At 63.8% G+C, this 17,401-nt stretch carries 20 protein-coding genes; 13 read left to right on the top strand and 7 right to left on the bottom strand.

The window, feature by feature from the left end; all coding sequences use genetic code 11:
• Positions 1–97 precede the first annotated feature (97 nt).
• A complete protein-coding gene (locus IPL79_11850) occupies positions 98–922 on the top strand; it encodes a carbon-nitrogen hydrolase family protein (GenBank protein ID MBK9071678.1) in 825 nt (274 codons plus the stop codon).
• A gap of 18 nt (positions 923–940) precedes the next feature.
• Here the strand turns inward: IPL79_11850 and IPL79_11845 are convergent, their stop codons facing one another.
• Genes IPL79_11845 through IPL79_11835 form a run of 3 tightly spaced genes read right to left on the bottom strand, consistent with a single transcriptional unit; the run spans position 941 to position 3,044 of the window.
• Complete coding sequence (locus IPL79_11845; GenBank protein ID MBK9071677.1) at positions 941–1,822, bottom strand: hypothetical protein; 882 nt, start codon at positions 1,820–1,822, stop codon at positions 941–943.
• A 58-nt stretch (positions 1,823–1,880) separates the two neighbouring features.
• Positions 1,881–2,558 carry a deoxynucleoside kinase gene (locus tag IPL79_11840; GenBank protein MBK9071676.1) on the bottom strand — a complete coding sequence of 226 codons (678 nt, stop codon included), beginning with the start codon at positions 2,556–2,558 and terminating at the stop codon, positions 1,881–1,883.
• A 39-nt stretch (positions 2,559–2,597) separates the two neighbouring features.
• Positions 2,598–3,044: a hypothetical protein gene (locus tag IPL79_11835; protein MBK9071675.1), complete on the bottom strand. Its 447-nt coding sequence runs from the start codon at positions 3,042–3,044 to the stop codon at positions 2,598–2,600.
• 71 nt (positions 3,045–3,115) lie between these two features.
• Here IPL79_11835 and IPL79_11830 point away from each other — a divergent pair, with 71 nt between their 5' ends.
• Positions 3,116–3,751, top strand: a complete 636-nt coding sequence (locus IPL79_11830) for an acyltransferase (GenBank protein ID MBK9071674.1) — start codon at positions 3,116–3,118, stop codon at positions 3,749–3,751.
• Here the strand turns inward: IPL79_11830 and IPL79_11825 are convergent.
• A complete protein-coding gene (locus IPL79_11825; GenBank protein ID MBK9071673.1) occupies positions 3,705–4,427 on the bottom strand; it encodes a TetR/AcrR family transcriptional regulator in 723 nt (240 codons plus the stop codon). The two genes, IPL79_11830 and IPL79_11825, sit on opposite strands and share 47 nt — an antisense overlap.
• A 226-nt stretch (positions 4,428–4,653) precedes the next feature.
• On the opposite strand from IPL79_11825, the gene IPL79_11820 reads away from it, so the two are divergent.
• From IPL79_11820 to IPL79_11780, 9 genes are all read left to right on the top strand, one after another.
• A complete protein-coding gene (locus IPL79_11820) occupies positions 4,654–5,214 on the top strand; it encodes a MerR family transcriptional regulator (GenBank protein MBK9071672.1) in 561 nt (186 codons plus the stop codon).
• Entirely contained in the window at positions 5,198–6,433 is a 1,236-nt protein-coding gene (locus IPL79_11815) for an IscS subfamily cysteine desulfurase (protein ID MBK9071671.1), read from the top strand. Before IPL79_11820 ends, IPL79_11815 begins: the two co-directional genes overlap by 17 nt.
• A 54-nt stretch (positions 6,434–6,487) precedes the next feature.
• Positions 6,488–6,874: a Fe-S cluster assembly scaffold IscU gene (gene iscU / locus IPL79_11810; GenBank protein ID MBK9071670.1), complete on the top strand. Its 387-nt coding sequence runs from the start codon at positions 6,488–6,490 to the stop codon at positions 6,872–6,874.
• Between the two features lie 106 nt (positions 6,875–6,980).
• Entirely contained in the window at positions 6,981–7,325 is a 345-nt protein-coding gene (locus tag IPL79_11805; GenBank protein MBK9071669.1) for an iron-sulfur cluster assembly accessory protein, read from the top strand.
• 12 nt (positions 7,326–7,337) lie between these two features.
• A complete protein-coding gene (hscB, locus tag IPL79_11800; protein ID MBK9071668.1) occupies positions 7,338–7,907 on the top strand; it encodes a Fe-S protein assembly co-chaperone HscB in 570 nt (189 codons plus the stop codon).
• 50 nt (positions 7,908–7,957) lie between these two features.
• Complete coding sequence (gene hscA, locus IPL79_11795) at positions 7,958–9,838, top strand: Fe-S protein assembly chaperone HscA (protein ID MBK9071667.1); 1,881 nt, start codon at positions 7,958–7,960, stop codon at positions 9,836–9,838.
• On the top strand, positions 9,816–10,181 hold the full coding sequence (locus tag IPL79_11790; protein ID MBK9071666.1) for a 2Fe-2S iron-sulfur cluster binding domain-containing protein: 366 nt from the start codon (positions 9,816–9,818) through the stop codon (positions 10,179–10,181). Before hscA ends, IPL79_11790 begins: the two co-directional genes overlap by 23 nt.
• 2 nt (positions 10,182–10,183) lie before the next feature.
• On the top strand, positions 10,184–10,687 hold the full coding sequence (locus tag IPL79_11785) for a hypothetical protein (protein MBK9071665.1): 504 nt from the start codon (positions 10,184–10,186) through the stop codon (positions 10,685–10,687).
• A 41-nt stretch (positions 10,688–10,728) separates the two neighbouring features.
• Positions 10,729–11,619 (top strand): hypothetical protein, encoded by an 891-nt coding sequence (locus IPL79_11780; protein ID MBK9071664.1) that lies wholly within the window; start codon positions 10,729–10,731, stop codon positions 11,617–11,619.
• 245 nt (positions 11,620–11,864) lie between these two features.
• On the opposite strand, the gene IPL79_11775 is transcribed toward IPL79_11780, so the two are convergent.
• Genes IPL79_11775 through IPL79_11765 form a run of 3 tightly spaced genes read right to left on the bottom strand, consistent with a single transcriptional unit; the run spans position 11,865 to position 14,443 of the window.
• Complete coding sequence (locus tag IPL79_11775; protein MBK9071663.1) at positions 11,865–12,251, bottom strand: dihydroneopterin aldolase; 387 nt, start codon at positions 12,249–12,251, stop codon at positions 11,865–11,867.
• A gap of 14 nt (positions 12,252–12,265) precedes the next feature.
• Positions 12,266–13,312, bottom strand: a complete 1,047-nt coding sequence (locus IPL79_11770) for a 2-dehydropantoate 2-reductase (GenBank protein ID MBK9071662.1) — start codon at positions 13,310–13,312, stop codon at positions 12,266–12,268.
• 9 nt (positions 13,313–13,321) lie between these two features.
• Complete coding sequence (locus IPL79_11765) at positions 13,322–14,443, bottom strand: PTS sugar transporter subunit IIA (GenBank protein MBK9071661.1); 1,122 nt, start codon at positions 14,441–14,443, stop codon at positions 13,322–13,324.
• Between the two features lie 66 nt (positions 14,444–14,509).
• On the opposite strand from IPL79_11765, the gene IPL79_11760 reads away from it, so the two are divergent.
• Entirely contained in the window at positions 14,510–15,439 is a 930-nt protein-coding gene (locus tag IPL79_11760) for a PrsW family intramembrane metalloprotease (protein ID MBK9071660.1), read from the top strand.
• Positions 15,436–17,352, top strand: a complete 1,917-nt coding sequence (locus IPL79_11755) for a trypsin-like peptidase domain-containing protein (protein MBK9071659.1) — start codon at positions 15,436–15,438, stop codon at positions 17,350–17,352. The genes IPL79_11760 and IPL79_11755 overlap by 4 nt, the downstream gene beginning before the upstream one ends.
• The last annotated feature ends 49 nt before the right edge of the window (positions 17,353–17,401 follow it).

The following is a 17,401-nucleotide window of genomic DNA, read 5'->3' as shown; positions in this document are numbered from 1 at the left end:
CCACCACGCGCCATCGCACGGCCGCAGCCTAACATTGAGGCCACGCCGAATTCGCCGCACGGCGCACGCCTTTGCGCAGTTGTGTTAACTTCATCACATGCCAGATCTTCGCGTCGCTGCGGTGCAGCTGTGTTCGTCAGCCGATGTCTCGCGAAATCTGCAGACCATCGGCGAGCTCGTGTTGCGCGCCGCGGCAGATGGCGCGCGGCTCGTGGTGTTGCCCGAATGCAGCACCTTTCTCGGCCACCGCGAGGATGAGAAATTCGCCATTGCGGAAGACCTTGGCGGCGACGGCATCGCGATGACGGAGCTGCGGACCTTGGCGCAGCGGCACGGGGTTCACCTCGTCACGGGCGGCCTTCCCGAGCGCATCGCGGGCGACCCCGCGCATACCTACAACGCCTCGACGGTGATTGGCCCGAACGGCGACCTCGTTGCCACGTATCGCAAGTGGCACCTCTTTGATATCGATATTCCCGGCGGCGCCACCTTGCAAGAATCGGCGACGACCCGCGCGGGGTCCGACATCGTCTGCGTCGAGATAGGCGGCGTGCGAGTTGGCGTGTCAATTTGCTATGATCTGCGCTTTCCCGAGCTTTACCGCGCGCTCACGCTGCAGCATGGCGCACAGGTGCTGCTGGTCACCGCGGCGTTTACCGCCCACACCGGCCAAGCTCACTGGCACACGCTGCTGCGCGCGCGCGCGATTGAGAATCAAGCGTATGTCGTCGCCGCGGCGCAATGGGGGCAACACAACCCCAAGCGGGTGAGCTACGGCCATTCGCTCATCGTCTCGCCGTGGGGCGAGGTGCTCGGCGAAAAGGCCGCGGGCGACGGGCTCGTGACGGCCACGCTTTCGGCGGCGGCACAGGCGCAGGTGCGGGCCCAGCTGCCGTGCCTGCAACACGTGCATAAGAGCTAGCGCGCGATGTCTTTGCGCTTAGGCGCGCGCCAAAAACTCGAGCAAGGCGGCGATCCAAACGTCGGCCTTCAGCGTCGGCACGTGGGCACCACCAACGATGCTCCACAGCTCAACCATTGTCGCCTCATCGCACCCCGAGCTGGTTGCGATCGTGGTTTCGTCGCCAAGCAGTAGCGCGTCTAAATCCAACGCGCCGTCCATCGCCAGGGCGTCGGGGCAGCCGTTGCGCGCAAGCCATCGATTCGCGGTTTCGATGGCGCCGGGATACGTCGCGCCACCCGCGTACCACACGATGGCATCGGCGGTGCCGTGGATCTGCAGCACGCTCACGGGCGGCCCCGCAGGACAGTCGGCCGCATCGAGCCACTGCCCGCCAGCGAGGCTGACGATACCGGTAAGCAGCTCGCCTCGTTCACACGCCAGGCGATGCGCCATGAACGCGCCACTGGAATGGCCAATCACAAACACCCGCGCCGCATCGACGTCGTAGCGCGCTTGCATCTGCGCAATCACCGCGGCGAGGTACCCAACGTCGTCGACATGCTCGCCGTCGATGAGGCAACAATCCGTGCCATTCCAAAATCGCTTGCCGCTAGCGTCGGGCACGCCATTGGGCAGCACCAGCAACATGCCGGCCGCATCCGCGACCTCATGCAAAAGCAAATAGTCGGCCTCCCACGCCGCATCAAGGCCGTAGCCGTGCAGCACGACGAGCAGCGGTGCGGCCTCGCCCTCAGCAAGCCCCTGCGGCAAATAGACCTCGTAGGGTCGATCTTGTGGCGGCGGCCACGAATCGACCGGCGCATCAGGCGACGGGGTCGAGCCCGTCGTGGTTTCGCCATGACACGCTATTGCCACGACAGCTAGCACGGTCAGCAGGCTCGCTGGCACCCAACGCACGGGCCGAACATACACGCCGCGCAGCGAAAATGGTCGCAAAAATCGCCAGCGTGCGGCCTTACGCCCGCGTCGGGTCAAAGCGCGTGATATTGCGCAGAAAGCTGACGCTTAGGTACTCGCGCTTGATCATTTCGGCCATTTCTTCGGCGGTGGCAAAACGCTCGTAGTCGACGCGAATGACCGGAATGGTCTTCGAAATGTTTTCGACAAATTCGGCGTACGCCGCGTGCAGCGCGCGCAGATAATCGAGCCCAATGGTCGATTCCACGTCGCGGCTGCGCTGCTTGATGCGCGCCAGCGACGACTCGGGCGAGACGTCGAGGTAGACGATCACGCTGGGGCGACACATGAAGTTGCTCATGTGCTTGAACAATTGCACGTAGGTGCGGTAGTCGCGCTCGTCCATCAGGCCGGTGCTGGCGAGCATGCGCGCGAAAATAGAATCTTCGTAGATCGTGCGGTCCTGCACCGCCGAGCGGCCGCGCCAGATGATTTCTTGATGCTGCTGGAAGCGCCTGTTGAGCAAGTACACCTGCATCGCGAACGAATGCTTCTTGGTGTCGGCGTAAAAGTCCCCGAGATACTCATTGTCGGCGACGGGTTCGTAGTGCACGTCGATGTCGAGGTGTTGCCCCAGCGCCGTCGCGAGCGTGGACTTGCCGGCGCCGATCATCCCGGCGATGCCGATAAAGATGTTGCCGAACACGTCGGGCGCGTTCACCGGAGTGGCTTGCATGGCCGCACCGTAAACGAGCGCTATGACACTCCCACCGCGCTACGGCGCCGGCGCCAGGAGCCCGCTAAACGTCATGGCACAAGAGTCTGGCGCGGCAAACTCCTTAACCAAGGTCATCCGGCTTGGGCGCTCGTAGCTAAGGTCGATCCAGACGTCAACGTGATAGCTCACGCTGCTACCGATCATTTCACAGCCGATGCGGCTCGGGGCAGCCTGCAGATCGGTTTCGTCGTCACAAGGCATCGCCATGCCATCAATGAGCACGTCGAGGCTCTCGTTTTCACCGAGCGAGATTACGACGACGTCATCGACATCTTCATAGCCGCTCGGCACCGGCGAACAATTCGTCTCAAAGGCGCTGCTCGCAAACGCAAAGCTTCCGACAAAGGCGTCGCGTGAATTGTCTGCGGTTGTGCACGCGGCCGCGCCACACGTCGCCATCATGGTCATGGCGAGGGCCCGTATTCGTTGTGATTTCGTATTCATCGTTGGTGCCTTGGCGAAACTATACACGCCGGTGGTGGTGCAGCCTCCTTAGATTGTGCAACACTGACCTTATGGACGGCGCCGCCGCGCATCGCGAGCAACACAAACGCCGCCTGGCGTGGATGCCGTGGCTGTATTACACGCTCTCGCCTGAAAATCGCGTGTGGGCCACCGCGTGGCAGGCCGAGGTGCAGGCGGCCTTGCGCTTTCACGAAACCGTTGAGCTAGGCGACGATTGCTTTATCGCGCCGAGCGCGGCGATCTTTGCCGAGCCGCGGCGTCGCCTCGTCATCGGCCCTGGCAGCTATATCGCGGCCGATGCCTTCGTGCACGGGCCCGCGACCCTCGGCGCGCAGGTCAGCATCAACCCGCGCTGCGCCATCGACGGCGGCACGGCGGGCATCACAATTGGCGACCAGACGCGTATCGCCACTGGCGTGTGCATCTACGCCTTCGACCACGGGATGAGCGACGCCGCGCCGATCATGGCGCAAAAGACCGTTTCGCGCGGCATCGCCATTGGCCGCGACGTATGGCTTGGCGCCAATGCCTGCATCACCGACGGCGTGACCATTGGCGATCACGCGGTGGTCGCGATGGGCGCGGTGGTCACGCGCGACGTGCCCGCCTGGGCCGTCGTCGGTGGCAGCCCGGCGCGCATCATCCGCGCGCATCGCGCACACGGCGCGTCGACCCCGACCCCGTAGCGCGTTTTGACTGGGACGTGGCTTTACCCTTGGGCTGCGGCGCCGGCCGTGGCGTCCGAGATGACCTGGCGAGTTTCGCGGGATGCGGCTCAAGGCGCAGCGGGGCCAGCACCGACGACCACAATAGTTCATAGACGGCGGAGGCATCCGTCTTGGTCGCGACCCTTTGAATGAGCGTGCCGTCGTTGATTGCGCGCACCATCATGACGATCGCCGACGGATTGCAAGGCGCCACCGTGCCGGCCGCGATGCCCTCTTGCAACGATTTGACCATCGAGGCGCGATGCAGTTCAAAATACATCGCCGTGGCCTGCACGACTTGTCGCATGCGACGGCCCGCAGTCGAGGCCACGACCTGCGTTAAGAACGCAAACCGCGCCTCCTTGCCGCGCTGAAAATCCGTGACCGCCAGCAGATGCTGGAAGACGCGGTCGATCGGGTGGCTCACTGGCGCCAAGCGTTTGGCGATGAAGGCGCTCGCCTCGGCGAGGTAGTGCTTGATCGCCTCCTCGGCAATGCTGCCATAGCTTGGAAAATGATAGAGCAACGTCGGCCGCTTGATGCCCATCTTGCCGGCGAGCTGTTCAACCGAGATTTCGACGCCTTCGCGTTCCAAAATCTCAATAGCTTGCAACGCCAGCCCGATGCGCTTGCCTGGGTCTTTGGGGCGTGCCATTTCGGCCTACCATTGGCACGCAGCCGGCAGCAGCGCAACATAAGAATTTCCAACCATTTGTAAATACTCATAATTCAATGGTTGTAGGGGAGTGTATACCCTTCCGTTAACGTGAGTTTGGCCTTGACGCGTTCCCCTGTTGCCAACATAGTGGCTCAAAGCCTCTTACTCTTACCTTTACGTTAGGGTATGAGTCGGGCCACCTCCCACCCGCGTCCCCTTCATTATGTTGCAAGCCTCACCTCCCAAACTCATCCGCGTCGGCGAGCTCGCCCGCGCCGTGGGCAAGACCGTGCGCGCCTTGCATCTATATGAGGAGATGGAGCTGCTCGAGCCGGCCGCGCGCTCTGAGGGCGGCTTTCGGCTCTACGGTCCCGAGGCCGTCGATCGCATCAATTGGATCGGCAAGCTGCAGGCCATTGGCTTTTCGCTGACCGAAATCCAAGGCTTTGTCCGAGACTTCCACGATGCCGAAAATGGCAAGGCCGCCACCTCGCAGGTGCGAGCCGTCTTTCAAGAGCGCCTGCAAACCACGCGCGCGCAAATCGCCGAGCTCCGCGGCATCGAGCGCGACTTGCTCGACGCGGTGGCCTACCTGGATTCGTGCCAAACCTGTTCGACTGGCGAAAAGCCGCACGAATGCGCCGCGTGCAACCAACATCACCATGGCCGTAGCGACGCGCCCAACCTTTTTGTCGGCCTGTCGCGTTCGCGCCACGATCACACCAACCTCGTCCAACCCAACCTCGTCGAAGCCGTCAAGGAAGCACATGTCGCCAAGCCCTAAGCTGCCCATTTTCATGGACAACCACTCCACCACGCCGATGGATCCGCGCGCGCTGGAGACCATGCTGCCGTATTTCACCGAGCATTTCGGCAATGCCGCGAGCCGCAACCACGTGTTTGGCTGGAAGGCCGAGTCCGCGGTTGAGCATGCGCGCAGCCAAATCGGCGCGCTGATCGGTGGCGAGGGCAAAGAAATCGTCCTTACGTCGGGCGCCACTGAAGCCATCAATCTCGCGATTAAGGGCGTAGCGTCGTTCTATCGCAAGCAAGGCAATCACATCATCACGGTCGAGACCGAGCACAAGGCCACGCTCGACACCTGCAAGCGCCTTGAGCGCGAGGGCTGCGAGGTCACGTATCTCCGCCCGGCTAAAGACGGCCTAGTGACGCCGGAACAGGTCGCCGCGGCGGTTACCGACAAGACCATCTTGGTCAGCATCATGCTCGCCAATAACGAAATCGGCGTCGTGCAGCCGATCAAGGCGATCGTCGCCGCGGTCAAGGCCAAGAACCCCAAGACGCTGTTTCATACCGACGCGGTGCAAGGCGTTGGCAAGATTCCGTTCGACGTCGTCGATACCAACGTCGACCTGGTGTCGATCTCGGCGCATAAGATGTACGGTCCCAAGGGCGTCGGCGCGCTGTGGGTACGCCGCAAGCCACGCGTTCGCATCGATCCGATCATCGACGGCGGCGGCCATGAGCGCGGCATGCGTTCGGGCACGCTCGCGGTGCCGCTCATCGTTGGCTTTGGCAAGGCGGCCGAGCTAGCGAAAGCGGAAATGGAAGCCGAAGCGATCAAGGTTGGCGTCTTGCGCGATCGCTTGCACAAGAGCTTGGCGTCGCGCCTTGAACACACCTTTATCAATGGCTCCATGGCGCCAGGTTCGCTCCTGCCCGGCAATCTCAACATCTCGTTTGCCTACGTCGAAGGCGAATCGCTGCTCATGGCCCTCAAGGACGTCGCGGTGTCATCCGGGTCGGCCTGCACCTCGGCCTCGCTTGAGCCCAGCTACGTGTTGCGCGCGCTTGGCGTCGGCGATGAGCTGGCGCATACGTCCATTCGCTTCGGCCTTGGACGCTTTAATACCGAAGCCGAGGTCGATTACGTCGCCGATCTGGTGGTGAATGCCGTCAATCGCCTGCGCACGCTGTCTCCTTTGTGGGAGCTGGTGCAAGAGGGCGTCGACCTCAACTCCATCGCCTGGACGCCGCACTGATTAGCTAACGCCGATTTATTTTAACCACCCTTCACGACCACCACGGAGACCACCATGGCCTACTCAGAAAAACTGCTCGACCATTACGAAAACCCACGCAACGTTGGCTCGCTCGATAAGGGCGAGGACGACGTCGGCACCGGCCTCGTCGGCGCGCCGGCGTGCGGCGACGTCATGAAGCTGCAAATCCGCGTCAAGGACGGCATCATCGAAGAGGCCAAGTTCAAGACCTTTGGCTGCGGCTCGGCGATTGCCTCGTCGTCGCTTGCCACCGAAATGGTTAAGGGCATGACGCTTGAGCAAGCCGCCAGCATCAAGAACACGCAGCTGGTCGAAGAGCTCAGCTTGCCGCCGGTAAAGATCCACTGCTCGGTGCTCGCGGAAGACGCGATCAAGGCCGCCATCGAGGACTACAAGCAAAAACAAGCCGCCAAGGCCTAAGTGCCCTATGTCCGCAACGCCCCCTAACGATACGCCCGCAACCGAGGTCAGCATGAATATGCAAGCAACACCTACCAGCTCGGCTACCGTGCCGCCACCCGCGGCCATGACGGCTGCGTCTGCGGCGACCATCGATATTACGGCGTCGGCGGCGCAAGAAATCACGCGTCAGCGCGACAAGCGCGAGACGCCAAGCGCGTCGATTCGCATCGGCGTGCGCGGCGGCGGCTGCACCGGTTTTTCGTATGTCTTTGAGTGGGCGGAGACGCCACGCGCGACCGATCACGTGATTGAGCAGCATGGCGTGTCGGTGGTCATCGATCCCAAGAGCATGGTGTACCTGCGCGGGCTGCAGCTCGATTTCGTGCGCAGCATGATGGGGCATGGCTTTAAGTTCAATAATCCCAACGCCAAGGGCAGCTGCGGTTGCGGCGAGTCGGTGCAGTTCTAAATGAGCACCGCCATGGCAGGAACAGGCCCCAAAGACCCGTTTGCGGCGCTTGGGCTGCCACCGTCGTTTGCCCTCGCGAGCGAGGTGCTCGACGCCAAGTATCACGAGCTGGCGCGGCAGACGCATCCCGACCGCTTTGCGCAGGCCCCGGCGGCGCAGCGCGTCGCGGCACTGCAAACTTCTATGACGTACAACGAGGCGTATAAGACGCTGCGCAAGCCGGCGTCGCGCGCCGAGGCCTTGCTCGCCAGCGTCGGCATCGTTATCGGCGAGCACGAGCGGCTTGATGCCACCATGCTGACCGAGGTGCTGAGTTGGCGTGAAGAGCTCGCCGAGGCGACGGCGGCTAAGGCGCTGGGCGCGGTTACCGCGCTCGAACGCGGCATGAAGGAAAAAGAAGCCGCGCTGCTCGCGGCATTGGCCACGGCGATGGAGGCCGGCGAGGCGGCCGCGACGGCGGGCAACGTCGGCTCGCGCGATGTGCATTTCGCCGCCGCCAAGCAGCAGCTCATCGTCTTGCGCTACGTCGCGCGCTACCTCGAAGAATGCGACGCGGCGATCACCGCGCTCGACGATGCCTAAGTCATAGAAGACGCCCTAGCAGCCACAAGAGAAGCCGTAGGAACTGTCGTATGTTGATGCAAATCGCCGAACCAGGGCAATCGCAAATTAAAGAGGCGTGCAAGACGCGCGTGGTTGGCATCGACCTCGGCACCACCAATTCGCTGGTGGCGTACGTCCGCGATGGCGCCCCGGTGGCAATTGGTGAAGGGCAAGATGCGCTGGTGCCGTCGGTGGTGCGCTATGACGTAGATGGCCGCGTGGTGGTCGGCCGCGCGGCGATGGCGAGCGCGAATGGGGCGAGCGGCGCCGCGGGTAGCACCACGATCAGCTCGGTCAAGCGACTGGTCGGGCGCTCCACGGGCGATATTTCCGCCATCCGCGGCATGCTGCCCTACAAGCTGATCGATGACGATCGCATGGTCAAGGTTGCGGTCGGCGAGCGGCAGCTCACACCGGTTGAGATTTCGGCGGAGATCCTCCGCGAGCTAAAACGCCGCGCCGAGGCATTTTTTGGTGAACCCGTGGATTCGGCTGTGATCACGGTGCCGGCCTATTTCGACGACGCGCAACGCCAGGCCACCCGCGATGCCGGCCGCCTCGCTGGCCTTGAAGTGCTGCGCTTGCTCGCCGAGCCCACCGCGGCCGCGCTTGCGTATGGCATCGATAAACAAATCGCCGGAACCTATGCCGTCTACGATCTCGGCGGCGGCACGTTTGATATTTCGATCTTAAAGCTCGTCGATGGCGTGTTCGAGGTGAAGGCCACCGGCGGTGACTCGGCGCTTGGCGGCGACGATATCGATCGCGCGCTGGCCGCCTATTTGCTCGCGCAGGCCGGCGGCGGCGACATTAACCACGCAGTCAACGTGGCGCGCGCGGCGAAAGAGGCCCTCAGCGCGGCCGACAGCACGAGCGTGACCGTGCAATCGGCAGCTGGTGCGACGACAACGCTAACCCTCACCCGTGCTCAATTGGCCGACGTCGCCGCGCCATTGCTCGCCACCACCGCTAAGGCCTGCCGCCGGGCGCTGCGCGACGCGGAGACCACGGCTGACGCACTCGACGGCGTGATCTTGGTTGGCGGCTCGACGCGCTCACCCGTGGTGCGCGCCGCCGTCGCGGACATCTTCGGCCGCGAGCCGCTCGCCGATGTCGATCCGGATCAAGTTGTCGCGCTCGGCGCCGCGCTTCAGGCCGAAATGCTGGCCGGCCATAGCGAAGGCGTCGTGCTGCTCGACGTCATTCCGCTTTCGCTGGGGATCGAGACCATGGGGGGCGTGGTGGAAAAACTCATCCACCGCAACACCACCATGCCCGCGGGCGCCACCCAGCAGTTCACCACCTACGCCGACAACCAAACCGGCTTTGACCTCCACGTCTTGCAAGGCGAACGCGAGACCGTCGATGGCTGCCGCTCGCTGGCGCGTTTTAAATTGAGCGGCGTGCCGCCGATGGTCGCGGGCATGGCGCGCGTCGACATTACCTTTCAGGTCGATGCCAACGGCATCCTCACCGTCAAGGCGCACGAGCAAACCAGCGGCGTTGAGGCATCCGTCGACGTCAAGCCGACCTATGGCCTGACCGACGAAGAGGTCGAGCGCATGCTGGTCGAGTCGTTCGAGTTTGCCGAAGACGATCTGCGCCGCCGCAACCTCGCCACCGAGCGCATCGAGGCGAAGCGCATTCTGGCCGCGACGCAAACCGCGATGGTCGGGGATGCCGCCTTGCTCACCGCCGAGGTCAAGGTTGCCACCGATGCGGCCATCGCCGCGCTGCAAGCGACCTTGGCCGGCGACAACTATCTCGCGATTCGCGCCGCCATCGAGGCGCTCGATCACGCATCAAAACCATTTGCAGAAATCCGCATGAACCTCGCGATTGCCAAGGCCATGGCCGGCAAGCGCGTCGAGGAAGTAGAAGAGGGCTATGCCGAAGGTCACATTCGTTAATCCGCTCGGCAAGGCGAGCGCCGCGCCGGTTACCATCGAGGTCGCCTCTGGCACCTCATTGCTAGACGCCGCCGAGGCGTGCGACGCGCGCGTCGGCCATGCGTGTGGGGGCAACTTGGCGTGCTCGACGTGTCACGTATGGGTCGAGCAAGGCATCGCTACGCTCGGCGAGGTCAGCGACGCCGAAAACGACATCATGGACAAGGCGTTCGATGTTCGCGCCGAGTCACGGCTTGCGTGTCAGGCCTGCGTCGCGCAGCAGGACATCGTGGTTGAGATCACGCCCGAGAGCCTGCGCGCGTGGCTCGACGAACATCCCGAGCATCGCAAGGCCGCGGTCTAGCCGTGGCCGACGCCGACTCGCACGCTAACGCCAACGAACGCGCACCGCTCGTGGACGTCCTCGCCGACGCCGGCCTTGTCACGAGCGGACCGCACGCCGCGGCCGCGCTCGCCGCCATCGGCGCCGCCGTGCAACAGGCGCGCGGTTTTCCGCAAGGTTTTTGGCACCCCGAGGAGGTGGACGACGCGATCGACACGATGCGCGCGTGCCTTGATGACCTCGAGCTCGAATCAGCATTTGTCGAAAAAGCGCAAGCAGAGCTAGCCGCGGCCACGACGCAATGGCTCGAAGAACACGACGAAGAAGACGCACGCCGTTTGCAAATTACCGCGGTGATGGCGATGGCTAATGCGCGGTTATTGGCGGTGGCTAGTCCACTAGCCTTTGTCGAATTTGACGAGCCCGTGCCGGGTTGGGAGAGCGATGAGCCGGTGTGGGTGCTGGTGAGCGCAGAAGAGCGCGCGTGGCTCGCAACGCTGGGTTGGCGCGAGGTCGTTTCCCAATGAATTGTCTTGCCTGGCCCTGCGCGATCGCATAGTAACTCGGCATGACGCGCGATGATGGTCACCCATCTTTCGACGAGGTAGTGGCCGCGTTCATCGAACACGGTATCGCGCGATCGTTGCAGCTCGTGGAAGACGCGATGGCCCAATGGCATCGCCGCGACGCCACCGCGCTTCATACGCACAGTATCGTCATGCGTCACGCCGCGCGGACGTCGGTGTTTCTCGAAGAAGTTGCGCTCCACAGCGTCCGCGATCGCGCGGGCTTTCTCCGCGAGGCGGCGATCGAACGCTTGATCACCCCGTCGCAAGAGCAGGTCTTGCTTGCGCAAACACGTTCGCCCGATGACGAGCCTCGACCGGCGGCCGCCGTTATGGGCAGCGCGCGCGTGACCGTTCCGCCCTCAACCACGCGTGACGGTGGAGAGGCCATGCCGACCGCCATTATGAACATCGCGCGCGGATTGACCAACCCAGACAAGTCACGCGTCGTTGGCGGCCTTATGGCCGAGGGCGCCGTGCTCGTGCATATCGATGCCCGCCGCGAAGGCGTCCTTGTTCCCAGCCATTTGCACGGCCAAAGCAAGCTCGTCCTGCGCTTCGGCTTTGGCCTTTCGCCCGCCATCGCAGATCTTGTCGTCGACGACCAAGAACTCAGCGGCACCCTAACTTTTGGCGGGCAGCCGTTTCACTGCGTCCTGCCGTGGCACGCCGTCTACGCCGCGGTCGTAGAAGGCGCCGACAAGGGCCACGTATGGCCCGAAGACGTCCCCGAACTTTCCTTCACCAGCGATCCGATCGAGGCCGCCTCGCGCGACGGCGCGTCCGATCGCAACGGCGACCGCGGCAACGCCGTGCCCATCTCGCCCATGTCGCCGGGCTCGTCGCAAACTGGCCCCAAGAAGCGCCCGTCGCACTTGCGCCTCGTCGACTAACGGGCGTCCCCCGAGGGTCTCGGTCGCGCTGACCGGCAGCTGAGCGCACGTGTCTTCCTGCTCGCAGATAAATTGTGGACCGGCAGGTCGGCGCACGTGTCTTCCTGCTCGCAGATAGCACCCCTCCGGGGCGCAGCGAGACTGCTGTGGTATCCACAGCCCTAGGTGCTAGCCAAACCGCCCTGCAATCTATGCTCGCGGAAGAAACGTGCGCCACCTGCCGGTAGGCTCGCGCGACGCTGACATTATGATCGTATTGGCGCCACCACCAGCGTTACGCCACAGCTGGCGGGTATGCCGGGGCAGGGTGGCGCGAGTTTTTCGAGCGTGATCTCTATTTCGACGTCGGCGTAGAGCGCGTGGATTTCGGCGGCCATGGCCCCGGCCAGCGCCTCGAGCAACTTAAACGTCGCCTCGGTGCCCAGCTTCACCGCGATCGCGCAAATCTTAAAATAGTCGACGGTGTCGGCAAGCTTGTCGCTGCGCGCGGGCGCGCGCAACGAGCGCCGCAAGGCAATATCGACGCGAAAGCGCCGAATGCCTTTGCGCTCGGCCGCTGAATAGCCGTGGTTGCCAACAAATTCCAGGCCTCGGATAAAGACGCAATCAGATGCTTCGTTTGCGATGGCCACGGCGGCACTATAGCCTAAAGCTGCCGCAACAACGCAGGCGAGGGCGTCACCTCGCGCCGCGCCAGCCGCCACACCAACTCGACGATGGCGGCATTCTTCGGCGTCGGCACGCCAACGCGCGCACCCGCCTCCACCACCTCGCCATTTAGATAATCCACCGACGGCGGCTTGCCGCGTTCGATCGCTGAGAGCATCGACGAACGCATGCGGCGATATTTCTGCCCAACGGCCCAGAGCAAGGCATGCTTGGCCGCGAGGGCCGGGGTGCGCGCGCCCGCCTGTTCCCGCGGCGTAAGCGCCAGCCACGGCAAATTCAGCGTGCCGGCGACGAGTTCGAGCCGGACGCCGCTGGCCACCGCCACCTGCACCACTTCGCTCATCACCTCGAGCGCCAGGCGGCGGTTGGCGCGGCTGGCAATCAACGTCCCCAGGCGCTGGCCGGCAAGCGTGCCTAGCGAGCTGATCGCGCAATTAAGCGCCAGCTTGCTCCACCGCACGCCGAGCAGATTGTCCGTATATCGGACAGGTGCCATGTGCGCGAGCATGCCGCCAACCTCGCGACACGCCGCATCGACCGGCCCATCCAAACGACCAAGCGTAAAGCCGCCCTTGGCGGTTTGCTCATAAACCCCTGGCGCGTGCATGCTGGCGCCCCATGCCACCACCGCGCCGATCACCCGCGGCGCGCCGACGATGGTGGCAACCCGAGCCTCGCACAGGCCGTTTTGCACCACGACGACATTTCCGCTTGCCGCCAAATACGGCGCGACCTCGGCGACCGCGGCCTCAACTTGTGGCGGCTGCGTCGCGACGACGATGACGTCAAATTCACCTTCCGGCGGATACGCCGTTGCGCGTGCGGTCGCCGTGGGATCCGGCGCACGCGGCGGCAAGACGACGGCGCGGCCCTTAGCATCAATTAAGCGGTAGCCCTCGCCATTGATCGCCGCCACGATCGCCGCATTCTTACTCAGCGCCGTGACGTCGACGCCGGCATGCCACAGCCTAGCGGCGATGAGGCCGCCGATGCCTCCGGCGCCAACGACCAAAACGCGCGCCATGGGCCGCGCCTACTTGGCTTTCGCGGCGAGCTTGCCAGTGGGCTTGCCGCTCGGTTTTTTGCTTGCGGTCGGTTTCGCGGCCGGCGGTTTGGTGGTTGAGGGTTTTGCGACCACCTTGACCGTTGCCTTAGCGGCGACCTTTGCGGGTGGTTTGCTAGCCGTGCCCTTGGCGGGCACCTTGCCCGCAGCCATCGGCTTGCCGATGCCTGTGAGCACGACCACCGGCTGCGCGCTAGCGGCGGCCAACAAAGCCGCCTTAGCTAGTGCCGCCTTGCTTGGCTTCTTGCGCCGACTCGCCTTTGCGGCGGCTTTCTCATCGGCGACAATTTTGTTCTTGCGCAGCGATTCGAGGCGACGAATGGCGCGCAGCCGCATGCTGCGATCGAGCTGAGGGGTAAACGTTTGCGAGGGCTGATCCGGAATCAGGCCGCCCCGGACCGCCTCGTCTTCGCGCAACAAGAGCGCGCGAATTTGGTACGGCGACGACAGCGAACGCAACCTCGCGATGGTCGCCGGCACGCGCAGCGAACGCGCCAAACGGCCCAGAATCGGCAAATGCAGCTTGTCGTAACGTAGCCCGAGCAAGAAAAAGATGAACGTCGGCTTGCCATCTGGCGCGCCAAAGGAAATGCCTTCCCAGGATCGCCCGATAATAATAAAAGGCCGATTAATGCGGCCTTGATCGCGCGCGCGGGTGTGCAGGAACGCGACGCCGCCGTCCATGGCGGTGGATGCCAACGATTCGCGTTCGACCACCGCGCCAACGAACCACGGCTTATCGGCCAGCCAGCCATTGCTGTAGGCGCGGGCGGCTAGCTCTTCGATCACGCCAATGCCATCACGCGCCTTGAGCTGCGGAATGATCGCTGATTCTGGCATCAGGTCATCGAGCGGCGCCTGCATGCCATCGGGAATGCTGGTGAAGGCCTCCTCTTCACCGACAAGCTGGTCGGCGACCCATTGCTCGATTTCCGCGCGGCGAAATCGCCACGTCGAATCGATCGCCAGTCCAGGTATGTTTCCGGCCAGCGCCATCCGCACCACCACATGCTCATCGATGCGGAGAAAGTGGGCCAGCTCGACGAGCGTCATCATCGCGTCGCTGGCATTGTCTGCTTTTCGTTTAGCCATGAAATTTCCCTGTAAGTTTACGTGCGTAGACGGTATGAAACAACCCGAAACAGGTATGATCTAACCGTGCAACGTCGATGGTCGCTGCGCTCGGTGCAGGTAGCGGTGCAAACCAAGCTCGGAGTGGTCTTCGCGCTCCTGTGCTTTGTGGCGCTCGCGTGGATGGTCGAGTTGATCGCCGGGCCGCGCACGCCCATTGCGTTTGGGCCCCTTGGCGCGCTCGTGCTTGCGGCGGTGCCGTGTCTCGTGTGGCTTGGGTATTTCCATTGGCAAGATCGCGCCGAGCCAAAGCCTAAGCATTTTGTCGCGGGCGTCGCGGTGCTAGGCGGCCTCGTTGCGGCACCGGTCTCCGAATTTGTCCTCGCCCAGCTCGCGCCCCCAGTCGCCTTGGCCCAGCACGGCGGCGTCTTCGCCCTCGATCGGATCGTCGAGGCCATCTTCATGGTGGGCCTCGCGCAAGAGATGTGCAAGTACGCGGTCGTTCGCTATTCGATCTACATGTCAACCGAGTTCGAACAGCCGCTCGATGGCATCGTCTACATGATGTCCGTGGGCACTGGGTTTGCGTTGTGGCTCAACTATCACCACATGGTCGCACCGGGCCGCGCGATGGGGCTTGCCGAGGCGGCCTCGCGCGCCGCCGCGATTACCTTGGCCCACGCCTCGTTTGCGGGTGTGCTTGGCTATGTGCTCGGGCGCGCCAAGTTTTCGAACCGGCCCACCGCGGTGCGCAGCCTCTTGCTCTGGCTTGGCCTGGGCGCCGCGGCCCTGATCAACGGCCACTTTGCCTTGGTGCAAGCGTATTTCGATCGAAGTGGCCGCGCGAGCCCGTGGAGCGTTGGCTATGCCGCGCTGCTCGCGGTCGTCGTCTTTGCGGGGCTACGCGCCATTTTGCAGCGCGACGCGCATGCGCGCGCCGCCGCCGACGATAGGGAAGCGGCCGTCGTGCCCACGGTTGCAAGCTCGGCCTCAACCGCGACGGGGGAGGCACCTTGAAGCGCACGCCGCCGCCCTCGACATCGGTTGCGCCGACGTCACCGCCGCCCCCAAGCGAAACGCCCGAGCCGCCGCTCGATGATCTCGATGAAGAATCTGCGGTGTCGGTCGCCTTCGAACGCGTCTGGGTGCGCGCCAAGACCGAAGTGGCGGGGCTTGGCGAAGAGTTGCGCAGCCAATACGCGCGCCTCGATGCCTTGGTGATCGTGCTGGCGCTTTGCATGATCTGGCTCGCCTCTCGGTGGCATCGCGCGCTCGTCACGCCGCCGCTCATCGCAACGACGGTGCATGGGCTGACGTTTGCCCGCACCGCCGCCTGGCACGACGTCGCGCCCATGCCGCTGCAGCCGCCACGGCTCGTGCGCGACACGCCTGCGCCATCGCGGCGGGGTGAGTTTCCCTATCACGTGGTGTTCACGTCGACGCTCGATCCAACCGTGCGCATGGAGCTGTTTGTCGATGAGCGCCCCGCGTGGAGTAATCTGGCGGCCGTGCTTGCGCTGCAGCGGCGCGTGCGGTTTGGCACCATGTACCACGCCAGCGATAGCGGGCTGCGCACCGTCGCAGGCCACGATTGGCTCCGCACCGAATATCGCTTTGGCGAGAGCGGCACACAAGCCGACGCCCCGCGGCTGGGCCGCGCGCTTGAGTATGCGACCATCGATCGCGAGCATGTCTATGTCGTGACGTGGATGGGCACATCGGCGCAACTGGCGCGACTCGAAAGCCTCATCGCGCCCACGTTGCGCGTCGCGAGCCACACCGGCATGCCGCTTTTGCCGCAGATTCGCCACATCTTGGGCACTGAGCCGCCGCCCGCTGTCGTGGCGCGCTACCCCTCGATTGTCATGGTCGTGGTCGCCGACGTCGTGCGTGGCCAATTGCGCGCGGTGGGCGGTGGCTCAGGCGTCATCGTCGGCGACGATGGCTCCGTGCTGACAAATTTTCACGTCGTCCATGACAAGGGCAGCCGCCTGCACGATCTCTTCGTTATCGCGCGCTATGTCCCCGGTCGCTTGATGCCGCAAATGGCCTGCATCGGCAGGCCAAACCGAAGCAAGCTCCTGCAGGATGCCGATCTCGCCCTCATCAAGTGCGATGCCGACTTGGACGGCCGCGCGTGGTGGGCCGGCCAGCGGGGAGAGGCTTGGCCCGCGCTGCCCGCCAATGCACCTGAGCTGGTGACCGAACTCGGGCAATCGCTGTGGGTGCTAGGTTATCCCGACGTTGGTGGCGGCACGATTTCGATAAATCCCGGCGCCATCACCGGTTATACGGGCGAGGCCGCAAACGAATACATCAAGACTGATGCCGCCATCACGCAAGGCAATTCGGGTGGCCCGGTGTTTAACGAGAAAGGTGCCTTGCTCGGGCTCGCGACCGCGTACCGCACCGTCATCGCCAGCGACGGCGTCGTCAGCGAGACGACGAAGGTTGGCCTCGTGCGCCCAATTGCGGCCGCGCTCGATTTGCTTTTTATCGCGCAGACGGGGTGGACGCCGCGAGAAGGTCGCACGGCCCTGTCGTTCGCACCTGAAGGCGTCGAAGTGCCCGCTGAGGGCGCGTATCTGCAGACCACGGTGATAAACAAAGCCGACAATCGCCCGGTCGGCGGCGCCATCGTCATGGTGCTGCGCCCCGGCGTGACCAAGTCGTCGCTCGATATGAATCGCTTGGAAGAATCGATCACGGCGTGGGGGCAAGCAGGTGAAGATGGCTCGGTGGTTTTTCGCCAACCCGTGCCGGCGCCTGGCACCTACTCGGTGCTGGTGCTGGCAACCGGCTACACGCCGCGGTTTACCCACAACGAGATCACGTTGCCGCCTGATGCGCCGGCCGCATTTAATCCCTGGGGAACGATCGAAATAGTGCCGTTTACCGCTGCGTCCGGGCCGCAAAATCTTCGTAAGTAGTTGTTATTTTATAAAAAATAGCCAAAGTACTGTAACTTCATACATAAGT

Source organism: Myxococcales bacterium (assembly GCA_016716835.1).
GTDB lineage: Bacteria > Myxococcota_A > Polyangia > Haliangiales > Haliangiaceae > JADJUW01.
Note: the sequence above shows the minus strand (reverse complement) of the source record. Positions and strands in the feature narration are given on the sequence as shown.

Coding starts and splice junctions, on each gene's coding strand:
- IPL79_11850 (MBK9071678.1), top strand. CDS start 98: ATGCCAGATCTTCGCGTCGCTGCGGTGCAGCTGTGTTCGTCAGCCGAT.
- IPL79_11840 (MBK9071676.1), bottom strand. CDS start 2,558: ATGCAAGCCACTCCGGTGAACGCGCCCGACGTGTTCGGCAACATCTTT.
- IPL79_11835 (MBK9071675.1), bottom strand. CDS start 3,044: ATGAATACGAAATCACAACGAATACGGGCCCTCGCCATGACCATGATG.
- IPL79_11830 (MBK9071674.1), top strand. CDS start 3,116: ATGGACGGCGCCGCCGCGCATCGCGAGCAACACAAACGCCGCCTGGCG.
- IPL79_11825 (MBK9071673.1), bottom strand. CDS start 4,427: ATGGCACGCCCCAAAGACCCAGGCAAGCGCATCGGGCTGGCGTTGCAA.
- IPL79_11820 (MBK9071672.1), top strand. CDS start 4,654: ATGTTGCAAGCCTCACCTCCCAAACTCATCCGCGTCGGCGAGCTCGCC.
- IPL79_11815 (MBK9071671.1), top strand. CDS start 5,198: ATGTCGCCAAGCCCTAAGCTGCCCATTTTCATGGACAACCACTCCACC.
- iscU (MBK9071670.1), top strand. CDS start 6,488: ATGGCCTACTCAGAAAAACTGCTCGACCATTACGAAAACCCACGCAAC.
- IPL79_11805 (MBK9071669.1), top strand. CDS start 6,981: ATGACGGCTGCGTCTGCGGCGACCATCGATATTACGGCGTCGGCGGCG.
- hscB (MBK9071668.1), top strand. CDS start 7,338: ATGGCAGGAACAGGCCCCAAAGACCCGTTTGCGGCGCTTGGGCTGCCA.
- hscA (MBK9071667.1), top strand. CDS start 7,958: ATGTTGATGCAAATCGCCGAACCAGGGCAATCGCAAATTAAAGAGGCG.
- IPL79_11790 (MBK9071666.1), top strand. CDS start 9,816: ATGCCGAAGGTCACATTCGTTAATCCGCTCGGCAAGGCGAGCGCCGCG.
- IPL79_11780 (MBK9071664.1), top strand. CDS start 10,729: ATGACGCGCGATGATGGTCACCCATCTTTCGACGAGGTAGTGGCCGCG.
- IPL79_11770 (MBK9071662.1), bottom strand. CDS start 13,312: ATGGCGCGCGTTTTGGTCGTTGGCGCCGGAGGCATCGGCGGCCTCATC.
- IPL79_11765 (MBK9071661.1), bottom strand. CDS start 14,443: ATGGCTAAACGAAAAGCAGACAATGCCAGCGACGCGATGATGACGCTC.